Below are 17,475 nucleotides of genomic sequence, written 5' to 3' on the forward strand. Positions count from 1 at the left end.
GTTGTCCCTCCTGACAGCCGCTCTCGGTGGGACGATGAACTGTCCACGAGCGAATGCCAGTTGCCAGTTGGGGGTTGTCGTTGCCGGGTGACAAGCGGCGGATTCAGACGGCGGTGCTGGGCGGAGCCACCTCGGACGTTCCGCTGATCCTGCCGATGGAAGCGATCGAGCTGGACGCGTTCCGCCGGGAGCACTCCGCCGACACCTTCTGGTGCGGCCTGCTGCTCGGCGGCTGCGGCACCCAGCTGTCGACCAAGCTGTACACCGACAGGGTCTGCCACTTCGCCCACCTGCCCGACCCCACCGGCCTGCACGTGTGTCAGCGCCGCGCCCGGGACGTCTCCAGCGCCGACCACCTCTACGTGAAGTCCGCCGCCCTGGCCTGGCTGGTCGACCAGGAGCACCAGGGCGACGTCCACCTGCGCGAGCCGATCGGCTCCGTCGTCGACATCGCCTGGGAGCACGGGACCCGCGGCCTGCGCCTGCACCTGAACGGCGAGGTGGCACCGGCGTGGGACAACGAGCTCGTGGAGCCGGTCCTCGGCACCACGGTACCGGTGGACGTCGACACCCTGGTGAGGCGCCGGTACATCCACCGGGTCCGCCTGGACAGCGTCGGCACCGCGCGCCGGGTGCGCATCGGGACCCAGGTCCCGGCCCGGGACACCGAGTGGTTCACCCTCGGCGAGTGCCACATGTCCCCGGACGGGTTCCGTACGCCGACCGTCGAGGAGATCCTCGCCGCCGCGAAGCGCACCGCCTGGTCGCCCTTCGCCGGGGTTACGGCGAAGGGCACCACCGCCGTGCAGCGCCTCGAAGCCGCGCTGAAGTCCAGGTCCATGGCGATCCTGCGCTCCGACTGCCGGACGGTCGAAGCCGACGGACCGTACGAGGGCACCGAGGCCCAGGAGGTGGCCGGCCTGCTGGAGCGGGCCCGGCTGTGGCTGGAGGAGCAGGAGAAGCTGCGCGCGGACCTGTTCGGACGGCTGGCGCAGGCCGTGCGGGACGGTGAGAGCGAGGAGGTGACCTCGCTGCTCACCCAGGCGGACCGCAAGGCCGCCCGCGAGCGGACCCTTGAGCAGCACGACATCGCCCGGCAGGCTGCCGCCTTCCTGAAGGATCAGAAGCGCCGCGCCGCGCAGGCCGCCCGCGAGTACAAGGTCCCCGGACCGGTGGCGCGCAGCCGGTTGAAGGCTCGCGTGGAAAGCAAGGTGGAGCGCGCCCAGTCCCTGCGCGAGTCCCAAGCGCATGGGCGGATGCTGGATCTTCTGGACCGTCTCGGCCGTGAAGCTGATCAGCTGCCGGTCCGCGAGTTCCGGTACCGGGTGTTCACCTTGTCCAAGGAGGCGGAGGCGGCCCGAGCTCTGGTCACCGCGGAGGAGGCCCGAGCGGTGGAGGGCTGGCTGGCCCGGGCCGAGCAGTCCGATGGCGGTGCCGAAGCGGCGGTGCCGCCGGGTTCCGGTACGCCGACGGTTCCGGCTGCGCGCCGGCCGGCACCGGTGCTGGTCGAGAGTGCGGCCTCGATGCGGAGCATGTTGAAGTTGATCGCCCGCTCCGGCTCCGCTCTCTCGACCTTGAAGCACGGCCGCAGTCTCGCCGAGGGCCTGCACCGGCTTCACCCCGAAGACCAGGTCCAGGTGCTCATGGCGATCGAGGACAGCACCCGGCCGAAGGAACCGCTGCTCTGCTCCGTGCTGGCCCTCGCCGACACTGCCTCCCCCGACCTCTACCGGGATCTGGCGTCCCGTCTTGGCCGGCAGGTGCCCGCAGGTGCCAGCGAGGCCGACGAGCACTGGCAGGCCGAAGTGCTCCGGCTCCAGCAGCATCTCCGCCGCTGACACCAGCACCCTGGGCGCACTGCACGGTGCCGGACCGCCCGGCCGGCCCTACGCCCGTCAGACCCACCCCGTCCACGGCACGGGACGGAGCTGGAGCAAGGCGGAGCGGCGCAGATTGTGGTGGCACGCAAGGTCGCAGCCGGTGCGGTGCCCTGGCCTTCGCCCGCCCTACAGCCCTCCAGAGTTGTAAAGTCTTTACATGACTACGGAGCCGCAGGGTCGACCGGATCTCCCGGCGAACGTTCCCACCGTGGCGCTGGCTGACGCTCGCGCCGAGCTTTCCAAGATCGTGACGCTGGCCGAGCACACCGGCCGGATCACCGCCATCACCCGCTACGGCAAGCCGGTCGCCGCCGTCGTCCCGGCAGCGTTGCTCCACCTGCTGTCCGGGGCGCACATCGGGCCGCGGCCGATCGAGGCCTCCGACATGGAGCGGCTGGCGGCGCGGGCCCGCGCCGCCGATCAACAGCCCTCAAGCGACGACATCACCGCCGCGGTCGACGACGTCCGCAACGTGGTCACCGACGCGGACGTCGTCGTGGCCACCAACATGCTCTCCGTGGGCGTCGACATCGAGTCGATCACGCACCTCATCGTCCTGGAACCGGTCCGGGATCAGCGAGTGCGGGAGGTCCTGGCGCACGCCGCCGTTTCACCGGAGGAGCTGACAACCCTCCCGGAGGACCTGACGATGGCGGACCTGCTGGAGGCCTGGGCCCAGAAGCAGCAGGGCGGCAGCCGGTGATCGTCGTGGACGCCAGCGCGGTGGTCGAGGCCCTGGTCGGCAGCGGTACCACCGCCGACCGGGTCCGGCAGCGCCTGACCGGGGAGGACGTCTACGCCCCCGCCCACCTTGACCACGAGGTCTCCCGGGTGATCGGCCGTCTGCTGCAGAAGAAGCTGCTGACCGAACAGGACGCCCAGGCCGCGATCGAGGACCTGGACGCGCTGGAGGTGCAGCGCATCCCGATCCCCGGCCTGCTGCTTCGGGCCTGGGAACTGCGGCACAACACCTACGTCGGCGACGCGATCTACATCTCGCTGGCGGAGACGCTGCGCTGCCCGCTGGTGACGACCGACGGCAAGATGGCCGGCGTGCCCGGCATCTCCTGCCCGGTGGAGCACATCCTCAAGGTCTGACCAGCGGTGGCCGGGACGTGCAGGATCTGCGCGGGCCGATCGCCTGAATCCGGGGCGCATGCCGGAGGCCCGCACGCCGGTTCGCCGGTGCGCGGGCCCCTCGCCGTACGGGAGGGTCCCCGGCACGGCTACCTGGCTCATTGCCGCCGACCGACTCACCCGCTTGACCGACCGGTCCGTGGCGGGCCCCCGGGAAGGCCTGCCAGCACGCTGGAGTGCCAGCACGCCGTACCACCGTCAGCAATTCGCTGACACTTCCGGCGAGCACGGAGCCAGGGCGGGCGACTCAACACGCAACCGCCCGTGTGGACAGCGCGCATCTTCATCGACGAGAAATGCGCGTAGCTCGGGGATGCGGCATTCGTCGGTACAGGCATCGGCGACGGTCTCGTCTGCTGCGCAATCAGTCATACCCGGTCCAACCGGCCCGCGCGGCCGCAGGACACGGGCCCCCGAGGCCCGCCAGCGTGGCGGGCGCTGGCGTCGCTGGCCGGCCCGTTTACCCGAGGCGGACGACGCGCCCGAAATGCCGCAGGTCAAAGCACTAGCACAGCCGATCGACAAGTCCAGTGTCTCCGCCACGGCGGCCACACCACATCACCACTGGCCGCCGGGCAGAGCAGCAGCGCCCCCCCCCCCGGCACGGCCAACCTCCCACCGGCCGGGCCCTGCCGAGCGCCCCCCCGTCGCTCCCGGGCCCGGCCGCCCGGCGGCACGGAGAGGCGGAGCGGCCCCCGGCCCCGCGCGGCGCCCGGGCGAGGACCGGACGGACGCCAGATCAGCGTGCCGGGGTGATGCGGCTGCCCGGTCGAGGCGGGGGCGGCGGCTGGCCTGAGCTGCACACTTCCGTGGGGAATACCGGCATGCGCACCGCATCGGCCGGGCCGTCGACTTCGACCCGAGCCTCCTGCCGTACGGGGTGAAGGGGACCTACCACCCGGAGACCCTCTCGGCCGTGCGCGCGCTCGCGAGCCCCAGTCGTAGGTGCGGCCTAGCCTGCGCCGCCGGGGCGCGGGCACGGCCGGTCGGCGGGCCGGCGGCCCGGAACCTTCGGGGCTGCGGCTGGTGCAGCGGGCGGGGCGGCGGGTGGGGAGAAAGGCTCCGGGTCGGTGTGCTGCATCTTCCAGCCGTCGACCGGCACGCGGGGCTTTCGGGCGCCTCGGGTGGTGCGGTCGAAGCGCAGCATGTCGGCGGGGGTGGCGAACAGCAGCAGCATCCCGGCCAGCAGCCGGAACGCCTCGCCCTTGATCAGGAAAGGCACCGGGTCGACGACCGCGACCGGGGTGCCGTCCTCGGCGATGAGCGGGGTTCCGCCGGCCCACCGCGGGTGGGAGCTGCTCCAGCCGATCTCCGCGGCGGTTCCGAACTCCCGGGCCAGGTAGGCGATCGCCTGCCGCACCCCGCGGTTCATCCCCAGCACATGGTGGCTGACCTCGGCCGGGCCGCCGGGCGCCAGCCGAACCTGCTCCTCGGCAGCAGCGGCCAGCTCCAGCGCTTCGGCGCGGGAGACGGCGTTGCTCGCGTCGATCTCGGCCCGCCGCTTCGCCGCCTTCGCCCGCTGCTCGGCCAGCAACCGCTCGCGCTCCTGCTCCCGCCGACGGACCTCCACCAGGTGGGCGTCCTCGGCGGCGACGTACGTCGGGGCGGTCCAGACCCGGGCCAACTGCCGCTGCGGGTAGCTGAGCGGACTGCGGGGGACGTGCTGCTCCACCTTGCCGGTGAAGGCCCAGCGCAGGAAGGCGGCGACCGGCACTGGCGGGACGGCGGTCCAGGAACCGCCGGTGAACTTCACCAGCCCCTCGACAACGACCAGCCCGGCGCCGGTGGCGTCCAGGCGCAGCGAGGGGATGGCGCCGAGCCACGGTGGCCGCGGGCGGTCGCTGAACCAGCAGCTGGTCACTCCATCGACGAGCATCCGCTCGGTGCGGGCAGTGATGGTGTCGGCGGTGATCGGGGACAGCTGGGCCTCCAGCGCCATGCGCCAGGTCCCTGCCGGGTCGGTGGCCAGCACGTCGGCGCGCCAGGAGCCGTCGGCGGAGCGGACCTCCAGCTCGGCGTGGGCGCCGGCGTCCCGGGCGGCTCCGGCGAGCTCCAGCTTGAGGAGGTGGTGGGCCTCGGACTCGCCCTGCAGGGCGATCTCGCAGTGCGGCGGGCGGGGAGCGTGGGCGAAGAACCTCAGCCCGCCTCTGGAGACCTTCCCGTGGACGGGGTGCAGGCACTCCGGGCAGGTCAGGGGCGCTGCCGGGCGGGCCTTCCACACCGTCTCCCAGGCGCGTCCGCACCCGAGGTCGGGCAGGTGCGCGAAGACGGTGCCCCACTGGGCGTGGATCGCGCGGAAGGCCATCAGCTCGTCCCGGCCACGGTCAGTATTCGCCGTCGAGGTCGATCCAGATTCGTCCGTGATGGTCGACCTGGGCGGGGTAGATGTAGCCGTCGACCACGGCGCCGTCGATCACGATCCGGATGTCGCCGTAGTCGTCGTCCAGGAGGACGATGCCGTGCTCGTCGGTGTAGGCGTCGTAGACCACCCAGTCCGAGACCACCGCCTCGAACTCCGGCCCGTCGGTGCTGTCCCACAGCCACCCCACGCCCCGTTCCCTCGCCTTCGGCGTCCGTGCTCACCGCGACCCGGTGGCGCCCCAGGTTTCACCGTGCCCAGATCGCGTCGCCGTAGAACCCCCGGGCGGGCAATGGACCGGCAGCTGTTGCCGCAGCCCGGTCACCTGGCCCGGGTCACGAGCCCGGGCCTTCGTCGTGCACCCGGCCGAGCGCCGTGGTGCCTGGTTCCGGTGCCGACCGCGTGAAAGCCGGCGAGGCGGCCACACCTTCGGGTGAGGGTGCGTCAGGGGCGGCCGAAGTCGTCATCGCCGTCGAAGTCGATGCCGAAGGCGAGGTCGTCGTCGAAGCTGTCCGGCTCCTCCAGGGGCGGGCAGCCTTGCACGCAGACCGGATCCCACACGGTCCCGGTCCACCGGTGCCCGCAGGCCAGCGTGTCGTCGGCCAGGTCGGCGAAGCGCTCCCCGGCGAGGACCTCGCGCTTGGCCGCGCAGTAGCCGTCGCAGTCCGCCTTGTCCGGGTGGCCGCATCCCAAGAGGTTCACCAGGTCATCGTCGGGCCGCCCGGGGGCAGTTGCGCGGCAACGCGCCCGGGCGGCGGAGAAGTGACGGCGGCCCGGACCGGACAGCCTTCGCCCGACATACTGCCCGGGTGACGATCACCTGCACGTGCGAGAGGCCGCTGGCCACCGGCCCCGGCATGCTCGCGGCCGACCTCGCCTACCACCGGCAGATCAGAGCCGAGCGGACCGCGGGCGGCCGGCGGTTCCGCTCGCGGCGCGACGACTTCAACCTACTGCGGATCCTGTCCTACCTCGTCAGTCACCTCGACGGGGACGCCCCGGTGCGCGTGGACGTCGCGCACCTGGCCGAGGAGTTCGAGCGGTCCGAGGCCCTGCTCGGCGCGGAGCTGGATTGGCTGGCCGAGCACCGCTTCGTCTACCTGGACGGCCGCGCCGACGGCGTCGTCCGGGTCTGGGTGAACCCGGCCGTGGGCGTCTGCGGCGCGGACCCCCGGACGGTGGCCGCACGGCACCGCTTCCCCTACTTCGTGGTCAAGCCCCTGGGCGCGCGCGGGCCCGAGCCCGTGCAGGTGGTCGAATACGACAGAGAGGTGTGGGAGCAGGTCTTCGCCGACAACTACGAGACGCTGACCCGCCAGACCTTTCCCTCCCAGAACTGCCGGGCGTGCTTCCGACCGCAGCTGAGGCAGGTCTAGGACACCGTCGCTCCCGGTCCCGACCACCTCCCGCCAGGTCCGACCGGTGACCCGCGCAGCAGGGCAGATGGCATGTTCGAGTCCGAAAGGTCGCAGGTCAAAGCACTAGCCACAGCCGATCGACAGGTCCAGTGTCTCCGCCACGGCGGCCACACCACATCACAACTGGCCGCCGGGCAGAGCAGCCGTGCCACGCCCCCGGCACGGCCGGCCTCCCACCGGCCGGGCCCGGCCGGTGCTGACCGCCCCCCGGCCGGCGGCTCCCACGGGCCCGAGCGAATTCACCCGCGCCACGCCTCGTCCCTTCGCGCGTCCGGCCCCGGCAGGCGGCATCATCGTGGCCGTGTCCACCAACCGGCGCCACCAGCGGCGCGGCCCCAACTCCCAGGCCAGTGCGCACCGCGAGCAGCGGCAGCTCAAGACGGACCCGCTGTACTACGGCGACCCGCCCTACGGCGGATACCGGGAGTGGCTCAGGCCCAACCCGGCGACGGGCCTGTTTGAGGTGCTCGACTCGGCGCCCGAGGACACCCAGCGCTGGGCCGCCCGGGTTCGGGACCTGCTGATGCCCCTTTACCGGGGCCGCGTGCCTTTCGCCGCGACCTACCTCGACGACCGGATCCAGAGCGGTGTTATCCCGCTGGCAGAAGGGGACGAACCCGCAATGCGGGTGCGCCCGCTCGCCGTCGCGGACTTCGCCGCGGCCGTTACCGCCCAAGCCACCGGGGACGGTCACGGCGGGCGGCACCCGGGGGAGGACATCTGCCCGCAGCTCAACTGCCACGACGGGGATCACCACGCGGACGAACACCGGATCTGGGTCCACCTGCACCACCTGCACGCCCGGGGCGCCCTCCTGGTGGACGACCAGGACCGCATCCGGATGACCGTGCCGCCACAACGCCCCGGCGAGGCATGGACGTTCGTCACCCCCGGCGGCGCGCCCGGCGGCTGCCGAGACGGAGCGGGAGCGGTTGGCGGTGCCATGCGGGGACTGTGGGGCGGAGAAGGCGGCTGGGCTGTGCGGTAGGTGTGCTCGGGGCCGGAAAGTCCGGCAGGGCACGCAGGCTTGCATCTCCATGGCGCTGGCCGCGTCCGCTGACCTGGGGGTTTACGCAACCGTCCTTCGGGGGTGGGCGCAGGCGCGGCTGGGGGCTGCGGACGAGGTGATCGGCCGGGCGTCGGAGGTGGTGGCCGTGCAGCACGCGCTGGACGAGTACCGGGTGTCAGCGCTGCGGGTGTTCGCCGAGCCGGAGGCGGCGTGTGAGGAGGCGGTGGCGGCCTACAAGGCGGTGTGGCGCTCGCGGCACCGGTTCGCGAGCGAGGCCGCGGCTCGGAAGTGCGCTGCGGAGTCGTCGGAGGAGGCCCGAACGCGCGCTGCCGAGTGGCTGCTGCGGCGCCGGCTGGCGGCGGTGGAACAGCACCTGGCCCGCTTGCCGCGTGTCATCCGTCAACATCCAGGCCGAGGATTCACGCGGCCCGGTGCCCTCTGGCGGCCTGGCATAACCCCTGACAGGGCCTCCTCGTTCCCCGGCCGCGGCGAACATGCCGCAGCAATTCAAAGGAGGCTGCAGTGCGGGTTGTCGTGGAGTCCCAGGGGTTCAAGACCTCCGACCGGGAGGCCGAACGCAGACTGACCGCGCAGTGGGTGTCGGTTGAAGGAGAGAGCGGCGCCGGGAAGTCCACCGGCTTCGAGGCGATGTTCCTTGCATGGGGCCCGGCACCTTTCCTCAAGGCGATGCCGGCCGTCAAGGCGTGCAGCCAGATTTCGACGACCCTGTCGATCGGCGGGGCGCGGTGGCGGATCACACGCAACCCCACCAGCAACAGCGTCGAATTCGAGCGCACCAGCGCGGGTGAGGTTCCCATGCGCATCCCGCTGACCTCTCGCGACCCCGAGCGGCCCACCGCCTCCCGCTTCCTGCTGGAGCAGCTCGGCATCCCCGCGCTGCGTCAGGGCGGCAAGGTTCTCGGGATCGAGCACATTGTGCCGTTCATGTACGTGCGTCAGGCCAGCACCGGCGCCACCTTCCTCGGCGGGATGAAGCCGGAGCTCCGCGAGCTCGCGGTGCGCGCGATGCTCGGCCTGCGCGAAGACGCTATCGAGGCCGCCCGTGACACCTGCCGCGACCTGCGGCGCGATCTCACCGCGGCACGGCGGGCACTGGCCGGGTTCGAAGCACTCAGGGCGAAGTTCGGGTTCAGCACTCCCGAGGAGCTCGCCCACCGCCGCCACCAGGTCGAGCAGGACCTCGCACAGGCCCGCGAGACCGCCCGGAAGACCGCCCAGGCCCTCGGCAACGCCAACAAGACGCTGCAGGAGCTACGCGACGCGGCGAACAAGGCCCACCCGGCCGCCGACACCACCGACCGGGCCGCCACCACAGCGGACAAGCGCCTCGGCGACGCACTGCGGCGCCTGGGCGAGGCCGAAGGCCGCCTCGCCCAGCTCCGCTCCCCTGCCCCGGTCACCTGTCCCACCTGCCGCCAGCGCCTGCGCACCGACGGCCTGGCTGAGAACGTCTGCCCGATGTGCAAGGAGGACGACCCGGGCCGGCGCGGCCGGAGCCCGGCGCAGGACGAGCGCCTTCGCTCCGCGGCCAAGGCCGTTGAGGACGCCAGGAAGCTCTGCGACCTGCTTCGCAAGCAAGCGGCCCAGGCCCGGGAGAAAGCCACCGCAGCAAACCGGGCAGTGCGGCAGGCGTACCAGACCGCCGATGCGTTCGCCAAGGCGACCGTCGAACCGCTGCGGCTGGCGGCGGTCGAGGCAGAGAACAAGGTCCGCGAGCTGGCTGTCCTGGCCGAGCAGCTCGGTGAGCGCACCGACGAACTCGTCAACGCGATCACGACGCAGCAGAACGCGGTGAAGCGACTTGAGGTAGCTGTCCGGGAAGCGGCCCAGGCACTGGCGGACGTGCAATCGCAGGCGCAGGCGCGGTTGGCCGACCTGCTCAAGAAGTGGTCGGTCCTGTTCGCCCGGCGGATGGCCGCAGCCGGCGCCCGGTGGCGGCACGCCCACATCGCGGAGGATGGGTTCACCCCCGTCGTCAACGGCGAGTCCTTCGACCAGGTGTCGGTGGCCGGCTCCACCCTGGCACTGGTGGAGCTGAACGCGCTGGTGAGTCTGCGGGAGCTGGGCCAGCAGGTCGCGACCAGCAGCGTCCCGGGCCTGCTGGTCGTCGACGCGGCGCTCGCCGGACTGAGCGACACGCCCGCCGACGCCAGGGTGCGGACCTACCTGCTGCACCTGTTCGCGCAGACCGCCGCCGGCGACGGTCCGCTGTCCCAGATCGTGACGGCCTCGCAGGAGGCCATCGGCGGCCACCCGGGTGCGCGCACCATCGCTCTGAGCAAGAGCGAGCCCTACATCCCCGGCCTGGTCCTGGCCGACACCGCCTGATCGCTCATCACGCCCCCTTCCCGGTCGGCCGGTGATGTCCTACCAGAGCATGGAAGGCGCCCTCCCACGGCGCCCAGAGCCGCATCCCGGGATCGCCTCGCCGTGGCTCGACCAAGGGGCAGGACAGGATGGCGGCGATCCGGTTCAGCGGAATCCGCAAGGTGCTGCCGCGGGGCGGCGTGAACTCGATGATCCCTGCCTCGGGGGTACGGGACAGCCGTCCTTCCACGATGACCAACGGCCCGTCGGCCCCGGGCCCCGACTGCACCACCAGGCGGTCGACGCGGATGGAGCCGCCGAAGCCGGCCGCCAGCAGCTCATCGAATCGCTCCGTCCCGGGGATCCAGGCGAGGCCGCCGATCAGGTCGGGCCATGCGCAGACCGACAACCGCTTCACCGGGTCGGTTGGGCTGTCACCGGGGAACGGCCGCGCTGCTGCGCCCAGTTCGCCGCGCGCCCGCGCCACCACCTGCGACACCTGCGGTTGCGGCGCAAGGTCATCAGGGAGCAGCGGGAAGGCCGTCCTCAGGAGAGTTGCAGCCATGGCCCCCGCCGTCCCGGGATCGTGCTCCGGGCCGAGAACCGGCCCCAGGACCACGCGCTCGCACCCGAGCCGGAGCCCGCGATGGGACAAGGCGCCAGCGGTGACGCGCTGGGCGATCACCGCAGCCGCGGCGGGGACGGCCAGTACCGCTGTGTTGCGCATCCACATGTCCTCGGCGTCCCGCGCGTTCGGTGGCAGCCACGGGGTCGGCACTGTCGGACCGACCTGCTCCCAAGCCGACAGGAACGCCAGAGACGAGTCGGAGGCCTCTGTCAACGGCCAGCCGTGCACGAGCACCAACTGCGTCGGCTTCTCACATGCCGACATCGCCTCGGCCAGCGCCTGGTCGAGAAGAGCGCACCACCGGGTCGCTGCCGCGGTGGCGTGGTAGTCGGCCTCGGCCCTGGCCCAGCTCGCCGGGCCGTCGTGGCCATCGGCGGCGGTCACCGCGGGTGCCGGCAGGCGGTCCACCTCGCAGACCGGGTAGGTGCTCCAGGTACGAACCACCGTCTCCAGCACGGCGGCGAGTGCCGCCGGCGGATCCGACCCGATCGTTCTCACCTTCGCCCATGTCGACGAGGTGATCCTCCACAGCGGCGCCGGCCCGCCCCGGAGGCCGTGGAGACGGTCCAACTCCGTGCCTCGGCGCGCGGCACCCGATGACGCGACCTGATGGACAGCACTCGTCACGGCGGCCGCGAGAAGCGGAGGCGGCTGCATCTCTCGGAACCGCTGCGCCGCGGCCCTCCACCTCTCCAGCATCCGCTCCCATACCGACAGGACCTGGCGGCCCTGCTCGGCCAGCTCCCCGCCGAGCAGGGCCGCTAGGAGCAGGCGGACCTCGGCGTCCCGAGCGAGAGGGGAGTGGCTGAGGGCCGCCGCGTACCGGGACCACGACTCGCTCTCGCCCGCCGCCTTCTCGAACGACACCGTCGTGGCCTCGGCTTCGACCGCCATGGCGCACACCTGCCACAGGGCACCCGTGGGCGCGTCGACCTCCACGCGGCACCCCGAGCACAAGTGCGGTAGCGCGTCTAGGAGCAGCACTTCCTCGGGCCGGGCCGCAGCGGGGACGGAGGAGCAGTTCCTGTCCGACATGCCGCGCGGGGTGTGCCACTTCTGTCGGGGGTTGCCGCGAGCCAGTACCGCGCTTGCCTGCAGCACGGCCGGGACGTCCAGCCCCAGGCGCAGCACCGCTTCCCGGTCCAGAATCTCCACCCGCATGACCTCCCGCCACTGTGGGACCCCGAAACAGCTTCGCCGGTCCGTTGCGCTCAACGATCCCGAGGCGGCCCAGGGCACGCCGGCCTGCATCGGTCCCCGGATGTACGGCGCCCACACGTCACCGCCACGGGCGTCCGGTCAGACGTGACGCCGCGTCTGCTCCGGCACCGTACGGTCTGCTGCAACGATTCCCATCCGGCCTGGCGGCCACTATCACCAACCCGCGGCAGCCACAACGTGCAGGCAGGCGTCATGGGCAGCAAGAGGCGGACCGGGCAGCGGTGCAGTGGCAACCCCGCCCTGCGCACTTCCGGACAACACGACGAAACCCCCGGCCCGGCCGCGTTGCCGCGTCAGGCCGTCGACCCGCCCTGATGGACGCCGGGAGCGCTGAGTGCGCTCTCCGCTGCTTCGACTGCGCTCCTGGTCGACCAGCCGGCCCTGGTCACCCGGAGCAGCTCTGCGGCTTCACGGGAGCAGGGCCGGCAGACCCGCAGGTCCTCGATCGTGGCCTGCACCTCGTCGTTGCGGACGAGGTCCAGGATCTGGCCCTGGAAGAAGTCGTCGCGGCCCCGGCGGTTCTCCAACACGCATGCGTCGAGGAACGCGGCACCCGCCGCGGCGGCCTTGTAGACCACGTTGCGCAGACGGAACGTGGCATCGTCGAGGTTCTTGGGTACAACCCAGACGCACAACTCCCCGCCGAGTTCGTGGAGGACGTGCCAGTGCGGCTGTACGGACCGGTGGCAGCATTTCGGGTCGACGACGTACCCCCAGGGCTTGCCTCGGAGCGTGCAGTCGTCGTCCAGCAGGCTCCGGTGCTGCAACTGGCTGTAGATCGTCTTGGGCATCCGCTTGCCGTTGACGGACAGGACCTGGATGGTGACGGCGGCTTCTTCGATGGCGAGCTCCATACCAGGAGAACGCCGGCCAGGCGGCCGGCGCAGCGGCAACGGCCGCCGATTCCCGCGTTTGGCCCATCCGGCCGCGGCGCAGTCGGCTGCCCACTGATCGCGCTCGCCCCCACTGCGGCCGACGCCTTGTCAGAGCCTGTGCCGCGCAGGCTCTGCGGCCCCGTACGATCCGCTGCAACGAAGTCCCGTCCGTACGGCGGCCGCCATCACGACACGGTCGCCACGACGCGCAGGAAGGCATATGGGCGGCAAGAGGAAGACCGGGCAGCGGCGCAGCGGTAACCCCTTCGTGCGCGACGGGGCTGGGGTCACGGTGCCGCGCCAGGCTGTCGAGCCGGGCATTGCCCTGCTGGGCGACGGAAGAGTCGACGTCAATCTGAGCACTGGCGCGTCCCTCCCGGGCGTGAAGTTCGACTTCGAGAACGGGTTCTCCCGGGAACGGGAACGCGAGGTGCGCGACGGGTGGGGCTACAGCATCGAACTTCCGGCCGTCCTCGACCTCCTCGACCTGCTCCAGGACGGCCGGGCCGACCCCTCCCAGGCCCGGGAACTGCTCCTGCGCGCCGCCCGCGAACTGTACATCCCCTTCGAGGCCTACCTGCTCGAAGACCAGGACGACCTGAAGGCCCGCTGCCAGCAAGACCCGCACAACTGCCCCCTCTGCCAAGAGCACCGCCGCGTGTTCGAGCGTGAGCTCGACACCGCGGACAGTCTGTGGGCCCGGTACTCCAAGCCGGAGAAGCACCCGTTCATCGCCGGCAGCAGAGGCCTGCACGAGGTCGGCTGCTCGGTCGTCCGGCGGGAGATGCCACAGGCCTACGCGCGCCCCGCCGGCGACACCTACATCGACCAGCTCCGCCGGTACGCGCACTCGGGTGACCTCCGCAACGGCTACTCCCCCCTGGATCACTCCCGTGACTACCCCAGCTGGAGAGCGATGACCGCCAGCGAGGCCCGTGTCTGGACGGCCGAGCGCACCGGTCCCAAGGGCGGACGTGCCTACAAGACCTGCAGCCGCTGCGCCCCGACACCCTGAGCCCACGCCGGGGTATCCGCCCGGGACACCCACCAGCCCTGCTGCGCAACGCGCCAGGGCTCCAGCACGTGACGAGAGAGCACGAGGAACGGACCATGGAGCAGCCCCCGGCGACGGTGGACGGCATCGTCGAGCGGATCCTGTACGTCGGCAGCAACGGCTTCACCGCCCTGCGGCTGGGCCTGGAGGGCGGGCAGAGCCTCACCGCCAAGGGCGAGGTCCTCGTTGGCGTCCAGCCCGGCGAGACGCTCCAGCTCACCGGGACGCACGCCCAGCACCCCTCCTACGGGGCGGAGTTCCACGCGGTGGAGTGCCGCTACGTCGAGCCGGCCACGATTCACGCGATCCGCAAGTACCTCGCCTCGGGCCTGGTGAGGGGCATCGGCCCGAAGCTGGCCGACGCCATTGTCGACCACTTCAAGCTGGACACCCTGCAGGTCATCGACACCACTCCCGAGCGGCTGCGGGAGGTGCACCTGATCGGGGACGCCCGCTACGCCGGAATCGTCGAGGCGTGGCAGGTCCACCAGGAGATCCGGCAGCTGATGGTGCTCCTGCAGAGCGCCGGGATCTCCCCCAGCCACGCGCCGCGGATCGCCCACCACTTCCGGGTGGAGCGGCAGGAGGCCCACGACGTCGCCGACGTGCTGGAGATCGTCCAGGAAGCCCCGTACCGGCTCACCGAGGTCTACCGGATCGGCTTCGCCACCGCCGACAAGCTCGCCCTCGCGCTCGGCTGGCCGGAGCGCAGCCCCGAGCGGCTGCAGGCCGCCCTGGTCCACACCCTGGAGGACTCCGCCGTCCGCGACGGCCAGACCTTCCTCTACGACACCGAGCTGTTCCGCCAGACCGTGGAGAACCTGCGCGACGAGGCCCTGGGCGATCTCCTGCCCGTCCAGCTCGACGTCCTCGCCGCCGAGCGCCGGGTCGTCCTCCAGGACCTGCCCCACCGCGGCCGGATGCGTCCGGCGGTGTTCACCCCGCGCCTGCACGCGGCGGAGACCTCGGTGGCCTCGCGCATCGCCCGGCTGCGCGCCACCACGACGCGCCTGGGCGCGCTGCGTCCGTGGCGCAAGGGGCCGCTGCCGTTGCTGGACAGTGCCAGCCGGCTCACCGAGGACCAGGAGGCGGCCGTGCTGATGGCCGTCACTGAGCCCGTGTCCGTGCTGACCGGCGGCCCCGGCTGCGGGAAGTCCTTCACCGTGAAGGCGATCCTCGACCTCGTCGAAGCGGTTGGCGGCCGCGTCGGCCTGGCCGCGCCCACCGGCCGCGCCGCCAAGCGGCTGCAGGAGATCACGGGCCGCCCGGCCGGCACCGTGCACCGGATGATCGGCAAGCCGCGGGAGGAGGACACCGGTCCGCTGAGCCTCTTCGACGCCTACGACCCGCTGGAGGCGGACCTGATCGTCGTCGATGAGGCGTCCATGCTGGAGGTGGCCCTGCTCGACCGGCTTCTCGCCAAACTCGCCCCCGGAGTCCACCTTCTGCTGGTCGGTGACGTCCACCAGCTGCCGAGCGTCGGTGCCGGACAGGTCCTCGCGGACCTCCTGTCGGTGCCGGAGGTCCCGCGGACCCAGCTCAGCACGATCTTCCGCCAGGACGGCGCCAGTACCATCCCCCTCAACGCCCAGCGGATCAACCTCGGCGAGGACACCCGCAGCGGCGGCGAGTTCTGGTTCCTGCCGGTGCCGGACCACCAGATCACCGACACCGTCGTCGACCTCGTCACCCAGCGGCTGCCCAGGAAGTACAAGGTGGGGTCCGGCGACATCCAGGTCCTGGCGCCCGCGACCAAGGGCCCGGCCGGGACCCGCGACCTCGCCCTGGCCATCCAGGCCGCCGTCAACCCCCACCAGGACGGCGCACCCCAGCACTTCGCCGACGGCCGGCCCTTCCGCCTGAAGGACCGGGTCATCGCCATCCGTAACGACCCGCGCAAGGGCGTCCTCAACGGCACCACCGGCACCGTCACCGCGATCGACGACAAGGAACGCCAGATCCACGTCACCACGGACGACCAGGTGGCCGCCGTCTACGGGTACGAGGAACTCGACGAACTCCTGCACGCCTACGCGATCACCGTCCACCGCTCCCAGGGTAGCGAGTACCCGATCGTCGTAGTGCCGCTCACCATGGGCTCCTCCTACCTCCTCCTGCGTCGCAACCTGCTCTACACCGCCGTCACCCGTGCCCGCCGGATCGTCGTCGTCATCGGTGACCCCGATGCCCTCGCCACGGCGATCAAGCGGCCGGCCGACCCCCGGAACTCCTCGCTGGCCCCGAGGCTTCACGAGGCCTTGACCGGCGACGTGATCCTGCCCCGCCCCACCCGCGACCCTGACGGGCAGACCACCCTGTGCTGACCCGCGGGCGCCCAGTCTGGCCCCTGCCCGACACCGTCCGATCGACCCTCACGACCCCTCGTCCGGGGTGTCGGTGGTGTCGCGGCCTTGTGCCCTGTTTCGGCGGGGTGTTGCGGGCACACTGGCCACCGTGAACTCCACCTGCCAGTGCGGCTCGACCACGACCTACGGCCCCGGGGTCCTCGCCGCCCACTACCTCTACGAACGCCGGATCCGCGCCGAACGGTCCGCTGGCGGCCGACGGTTTCGTGTCCGCCGCAGCGACTTCCGGCCCGCGGACACCCTGAGCTACCTGGGCGGCCGGCTTGACGGCGGTAGCGCCCTTCGCCTTGACGTCACGGCCACCGCCCGGGAACTGGGGCGGACCCCCGAGCACCTTCTCGGCGAACTGCAATGGCTCGCCGAGGACCGCCGGTTCCTCCACACCGAGGGTTTCGTGAACGGCGTGACGAAGACCTGGGTCAATCCCGCCGTCGCCTGCGACGGCGGCACCGACCCCAGGCCGATCGCCGCCCGGTACCGGTTTCCCTACCCTGTCCTCGCCAAAGGCGGACTCTCCGCTCCCGAACCCGTTCGCTTCCTGGAGTACTCCGACCGTCTCTGGGACCAGGTCTACCTCGCCAACCGGCGCCAGTTCGACAACCGGCGATTCCCCGACCGGGACTGCCAGGCCTGCTTCCCCACCACACTTCACCCGGTCTGAGTGGAAGAGGGCGCCCGGTCCGCCGACGATCGCCCGAACGGCTCGCGTGACGGTGACCGACTGTGCCATCGCCGTCGTCCGGGCCCAGGACCCGACCTCCCACGTCGAGGCCGCGCGCTCGCGCACCGTTCAGGCCTGACTCACCGAGCCCGGCACGGCAGCGTGGGGTGGGCCGCCACCAGCCGGTGACGGTCCACCCCGCGCTGCTCCACCGCTGTGGAACAAGGTCTACCTCGCAAACCGGGACAACTTCGCCAACGCGCTGCTCCCCACGCCCGATGCCGGGCCTGCTTCCTGATCCAAATCCACGCGGTCTGACCGCCGGCACCCCGCGCGCTCCGCCGTCCGCTCTGTATCGGACCATGAGTTGCCGTCCGCTAGCCCGCCGCAGGGACACCGACGCCGGGTCCGCCGATTCCTCGCCGCCCCAAGCCCCGGGTGGCGTTGTGCCGTCGCCACCGACAGACAAGCGCGTGGGCTGCATGGCATGTGCAAAGATTGCTGCGGAGATAGAAAAACTGACCCCCGGGGGGTAGTGT

At 71.8% G+C, this 17,475-nt stretch carries 14 protein-coding genes; 9 read left to right on the plus strand and 5 right to left on the minus strand.

What is annotated here, in order from left to right; all coding sequences use genetic code 11:
- The first annotated feature begins 53 nt into the window (after nucleotides 1–53).
- The 3 genes from ABZY91_RS00445 (at nucleotide 54) to ABZY91_RS00455 (ending at nucleotide 2,978) form a co-directional block, all read left to right on the plus strand.
- A complete protein-coding gene (locus ABZY91_RS00445) occupies nucleotides 54–1,838 on the plus strand; it encodes a hypothetical protein (RefSeq protein WP_355398652.1) in 1,785 nt (594 codons plus the stop codon).
- 250 nt (nucleotides 1,839–2,088) lie between these two features.
- Entirely contained in the window at nucleotides 2,089–2,583 is a 495-nt protein-coding gene (locus ABZY91_RS00450; RefSeq protein ID WP_355398654.1) for a type II toxin-antitoxin system prevent-host-death family antitoxin, read from the plus strand.
- Nucleotides 2,580–2,978, plus strand: a complete 399-nt coding sequence (locus ABZY91_RS00455) for a type II toxin-antitoxin system VapC family toxin (protein WP_355398656.1) — start codon at nucleotides 2,580–2,582, stop codon at nucleotides 2,976–2,978. Before ABZY91_RS00450 ends, ABZY91_RS00455 begins: the two co-directional genes overlap by 4 nt.
- A gap of 991 nt (nucleotides 2,979–3,969) precedes the next feature.
- Here ABZY91_RS00455 and ABZY91_RS00460 read toward each other — a convergent pair.
- From ABZY91_RS00460 to ABZY91_RS00470, 3 genes are all read right to left on the minus strand, one after another.
- Complete coding sequence (locus tag ABZY91_RS00460; RefSeq protein ID WP_355398658.1) at nucleotides 3,970–5,322, minus strand: competence protein CoiA family protein; 1,353 nt, start codon at nucleotides 5,320–5,322, stop codon at nucleotides 3,970–3,972.
- Nucleotides 5,323–5,341: 19 nt separating this feature from the next.
- A complete protein-coding gene (locus tag ABZY91_RS00465; RefSeq protein ID WP_355398660.1) occupies nucleotides 5,342–5,566 on the minus strand; it encodes a hypothetical protein in 225 nt (74 codons plus the stop codon).
- A gap of 254 nt (nucleotides 5,567–5,820) precedes the next feature.
- Nucleotides 5,821–6,078 (minus strand): hypothetical protein, encoded by a 258-nt coding sequence (locus ABZY91_RS00470; RefSeq protein ID WP_355398662.1) that lies wholly within the window; start codon nucleotides 6,076–6,078, stop codon nucleotides 5,821–5,823.
- A gap of 107 nt (nucleotides 6,079–6,185) precedes the next feature.
- On the opposite strand from ABZY91_RS00470, the gene ABZY91_RS00475 reads away from it, so the two are divergent.
- The 3 genes from ABZY91_RS00475 to ABZY91_RS00485 all read left to right on the plus strand — a co-directional run bounded on the left by ABZY91_RS00475 (nucleotide 6,186) and on the right by ABZY91_RS00485 (nucleotide 10,152).
- Complete coding sequence (locus ABZY91_RS00475; RefSeq protein WP_355398664.1) at nucleotides 6,186–6,752, plus strand: hypothetical protein; 567 nt, start codon at nucleotides 6,186–6,188, stop codon at nucleotides 6,750–6,752.
- 343 nt (nucleotides 6,753–7,095) lie between these two features.
- Nucleotides 7,096–7,782 (plus strand): hypothetical protein, encoded by a 687-nt coding sequence (locus tag ABZY91_RS00480; RefSeq protein ID WP_355398666.1) that lies wholly within the window; start codon nucleotides 7,096–7,098, stop codon nucleotides 7,780–7,782.
- A 543-nt stretch (nucleotides 7,783–8,325) separates the two neighbouring features.
- Nucleotides 8,326–10,152 carry a hypothetical protein gene (locus ABZY91_RS00485; protein ID WP_355398668.1) on the plus strand — a complete coding sequence of 609 codons (1,827 nt, stop codon included), beginning with the start codon at nucleotides 8,326–8,328 and terminating at the stop codon, nucleotides 10,150–10,152.
- A gap of 7 nt (nucleotides 10,153–10,159) precedes the next feature.
- On the opposite strand, the gene ABZY91_RS00490 is transcribed toward ABZY91_RS00485, so the two are convergent.
- Nucleotides 10,160–11,914, minus strand: a complete 1,755-nt coding sequence (locus ABZY91_RS00490) for a hypothetical protein (RefSeq protein WP_355398670.1) — start codon at nucleotides 11,912–11,914, stop codon at nucleotides 10,160–10,162.
- Nucleotides 11,915–12,273: 359 nt separating this feature from the next.
- Nucleotides 12,274–12,834 (minus strand): hypothetical protein, encoded by a 561-nt coding sequence (locus ABZY91_RS00495; RefSeq protein ID WP_355398672.1) that lies wholly within the window; start codon nucleotides 12,832–12,834, stop codon nucleotides 12,274–12,276.
- Between the two features lie 241 nt (nucleotides 12,835–13,075).
- Between ABZY91_RS00495 and ABZY91_RS00500 the strand changes: the two genes are divergently transcribed.
- From ABZY91_RS00500 to ABZY91_RS00510, 3 genes are all read left to right on the plus strand, one after another.
- A complete protein-coding gene (locus ABZY91_RS00500; RefSeq protein WP_355398674.1) occupies nucleotides 13,076–13,870 on the plus strand; it encodes a hypothetical protein in 795 nt (264 codons plus the stop codon).
- A 95-nt stretch (nucleotides 13,871–13,965) separates the two neighbouring features.
- Nucleotides 13,966–16,233 (plus strand): ATP-dependent RecD-like DNA helicase, encoded by a 2,268-nt coding sequence (locus ABZY91_RS00505; protein WP_355398676.1) that lies wholly within the window; start codon nucleotides 13,966–13,968, stop codon nucleotides 16,231–16,233.
- A 130-nt stretch (nucleotides 16,234–16,363) separates the two neighbouring features.
- Complete coding sequence (locus ABZY91_RS00510) at nucleotides 16,364–16,936, plus strand: hypothetical protein (protein ID WP_355398678.1); 573 nt, start codon at nucleotides 16,364–16,366, stop codon at nucleotides 16,934–16,936.
- Nucleotides 16,937–17,475: the final 539 nt, after the last annotated feature.

The organism is Kitasatospora sp. NPDC002965, from assembly GCF_040611255.1.
Lineage (GTDB): Bacteria > Actinomycetota > Actinomycetes > Streptomycetales > Streptomycetaceae > Kitasatospora.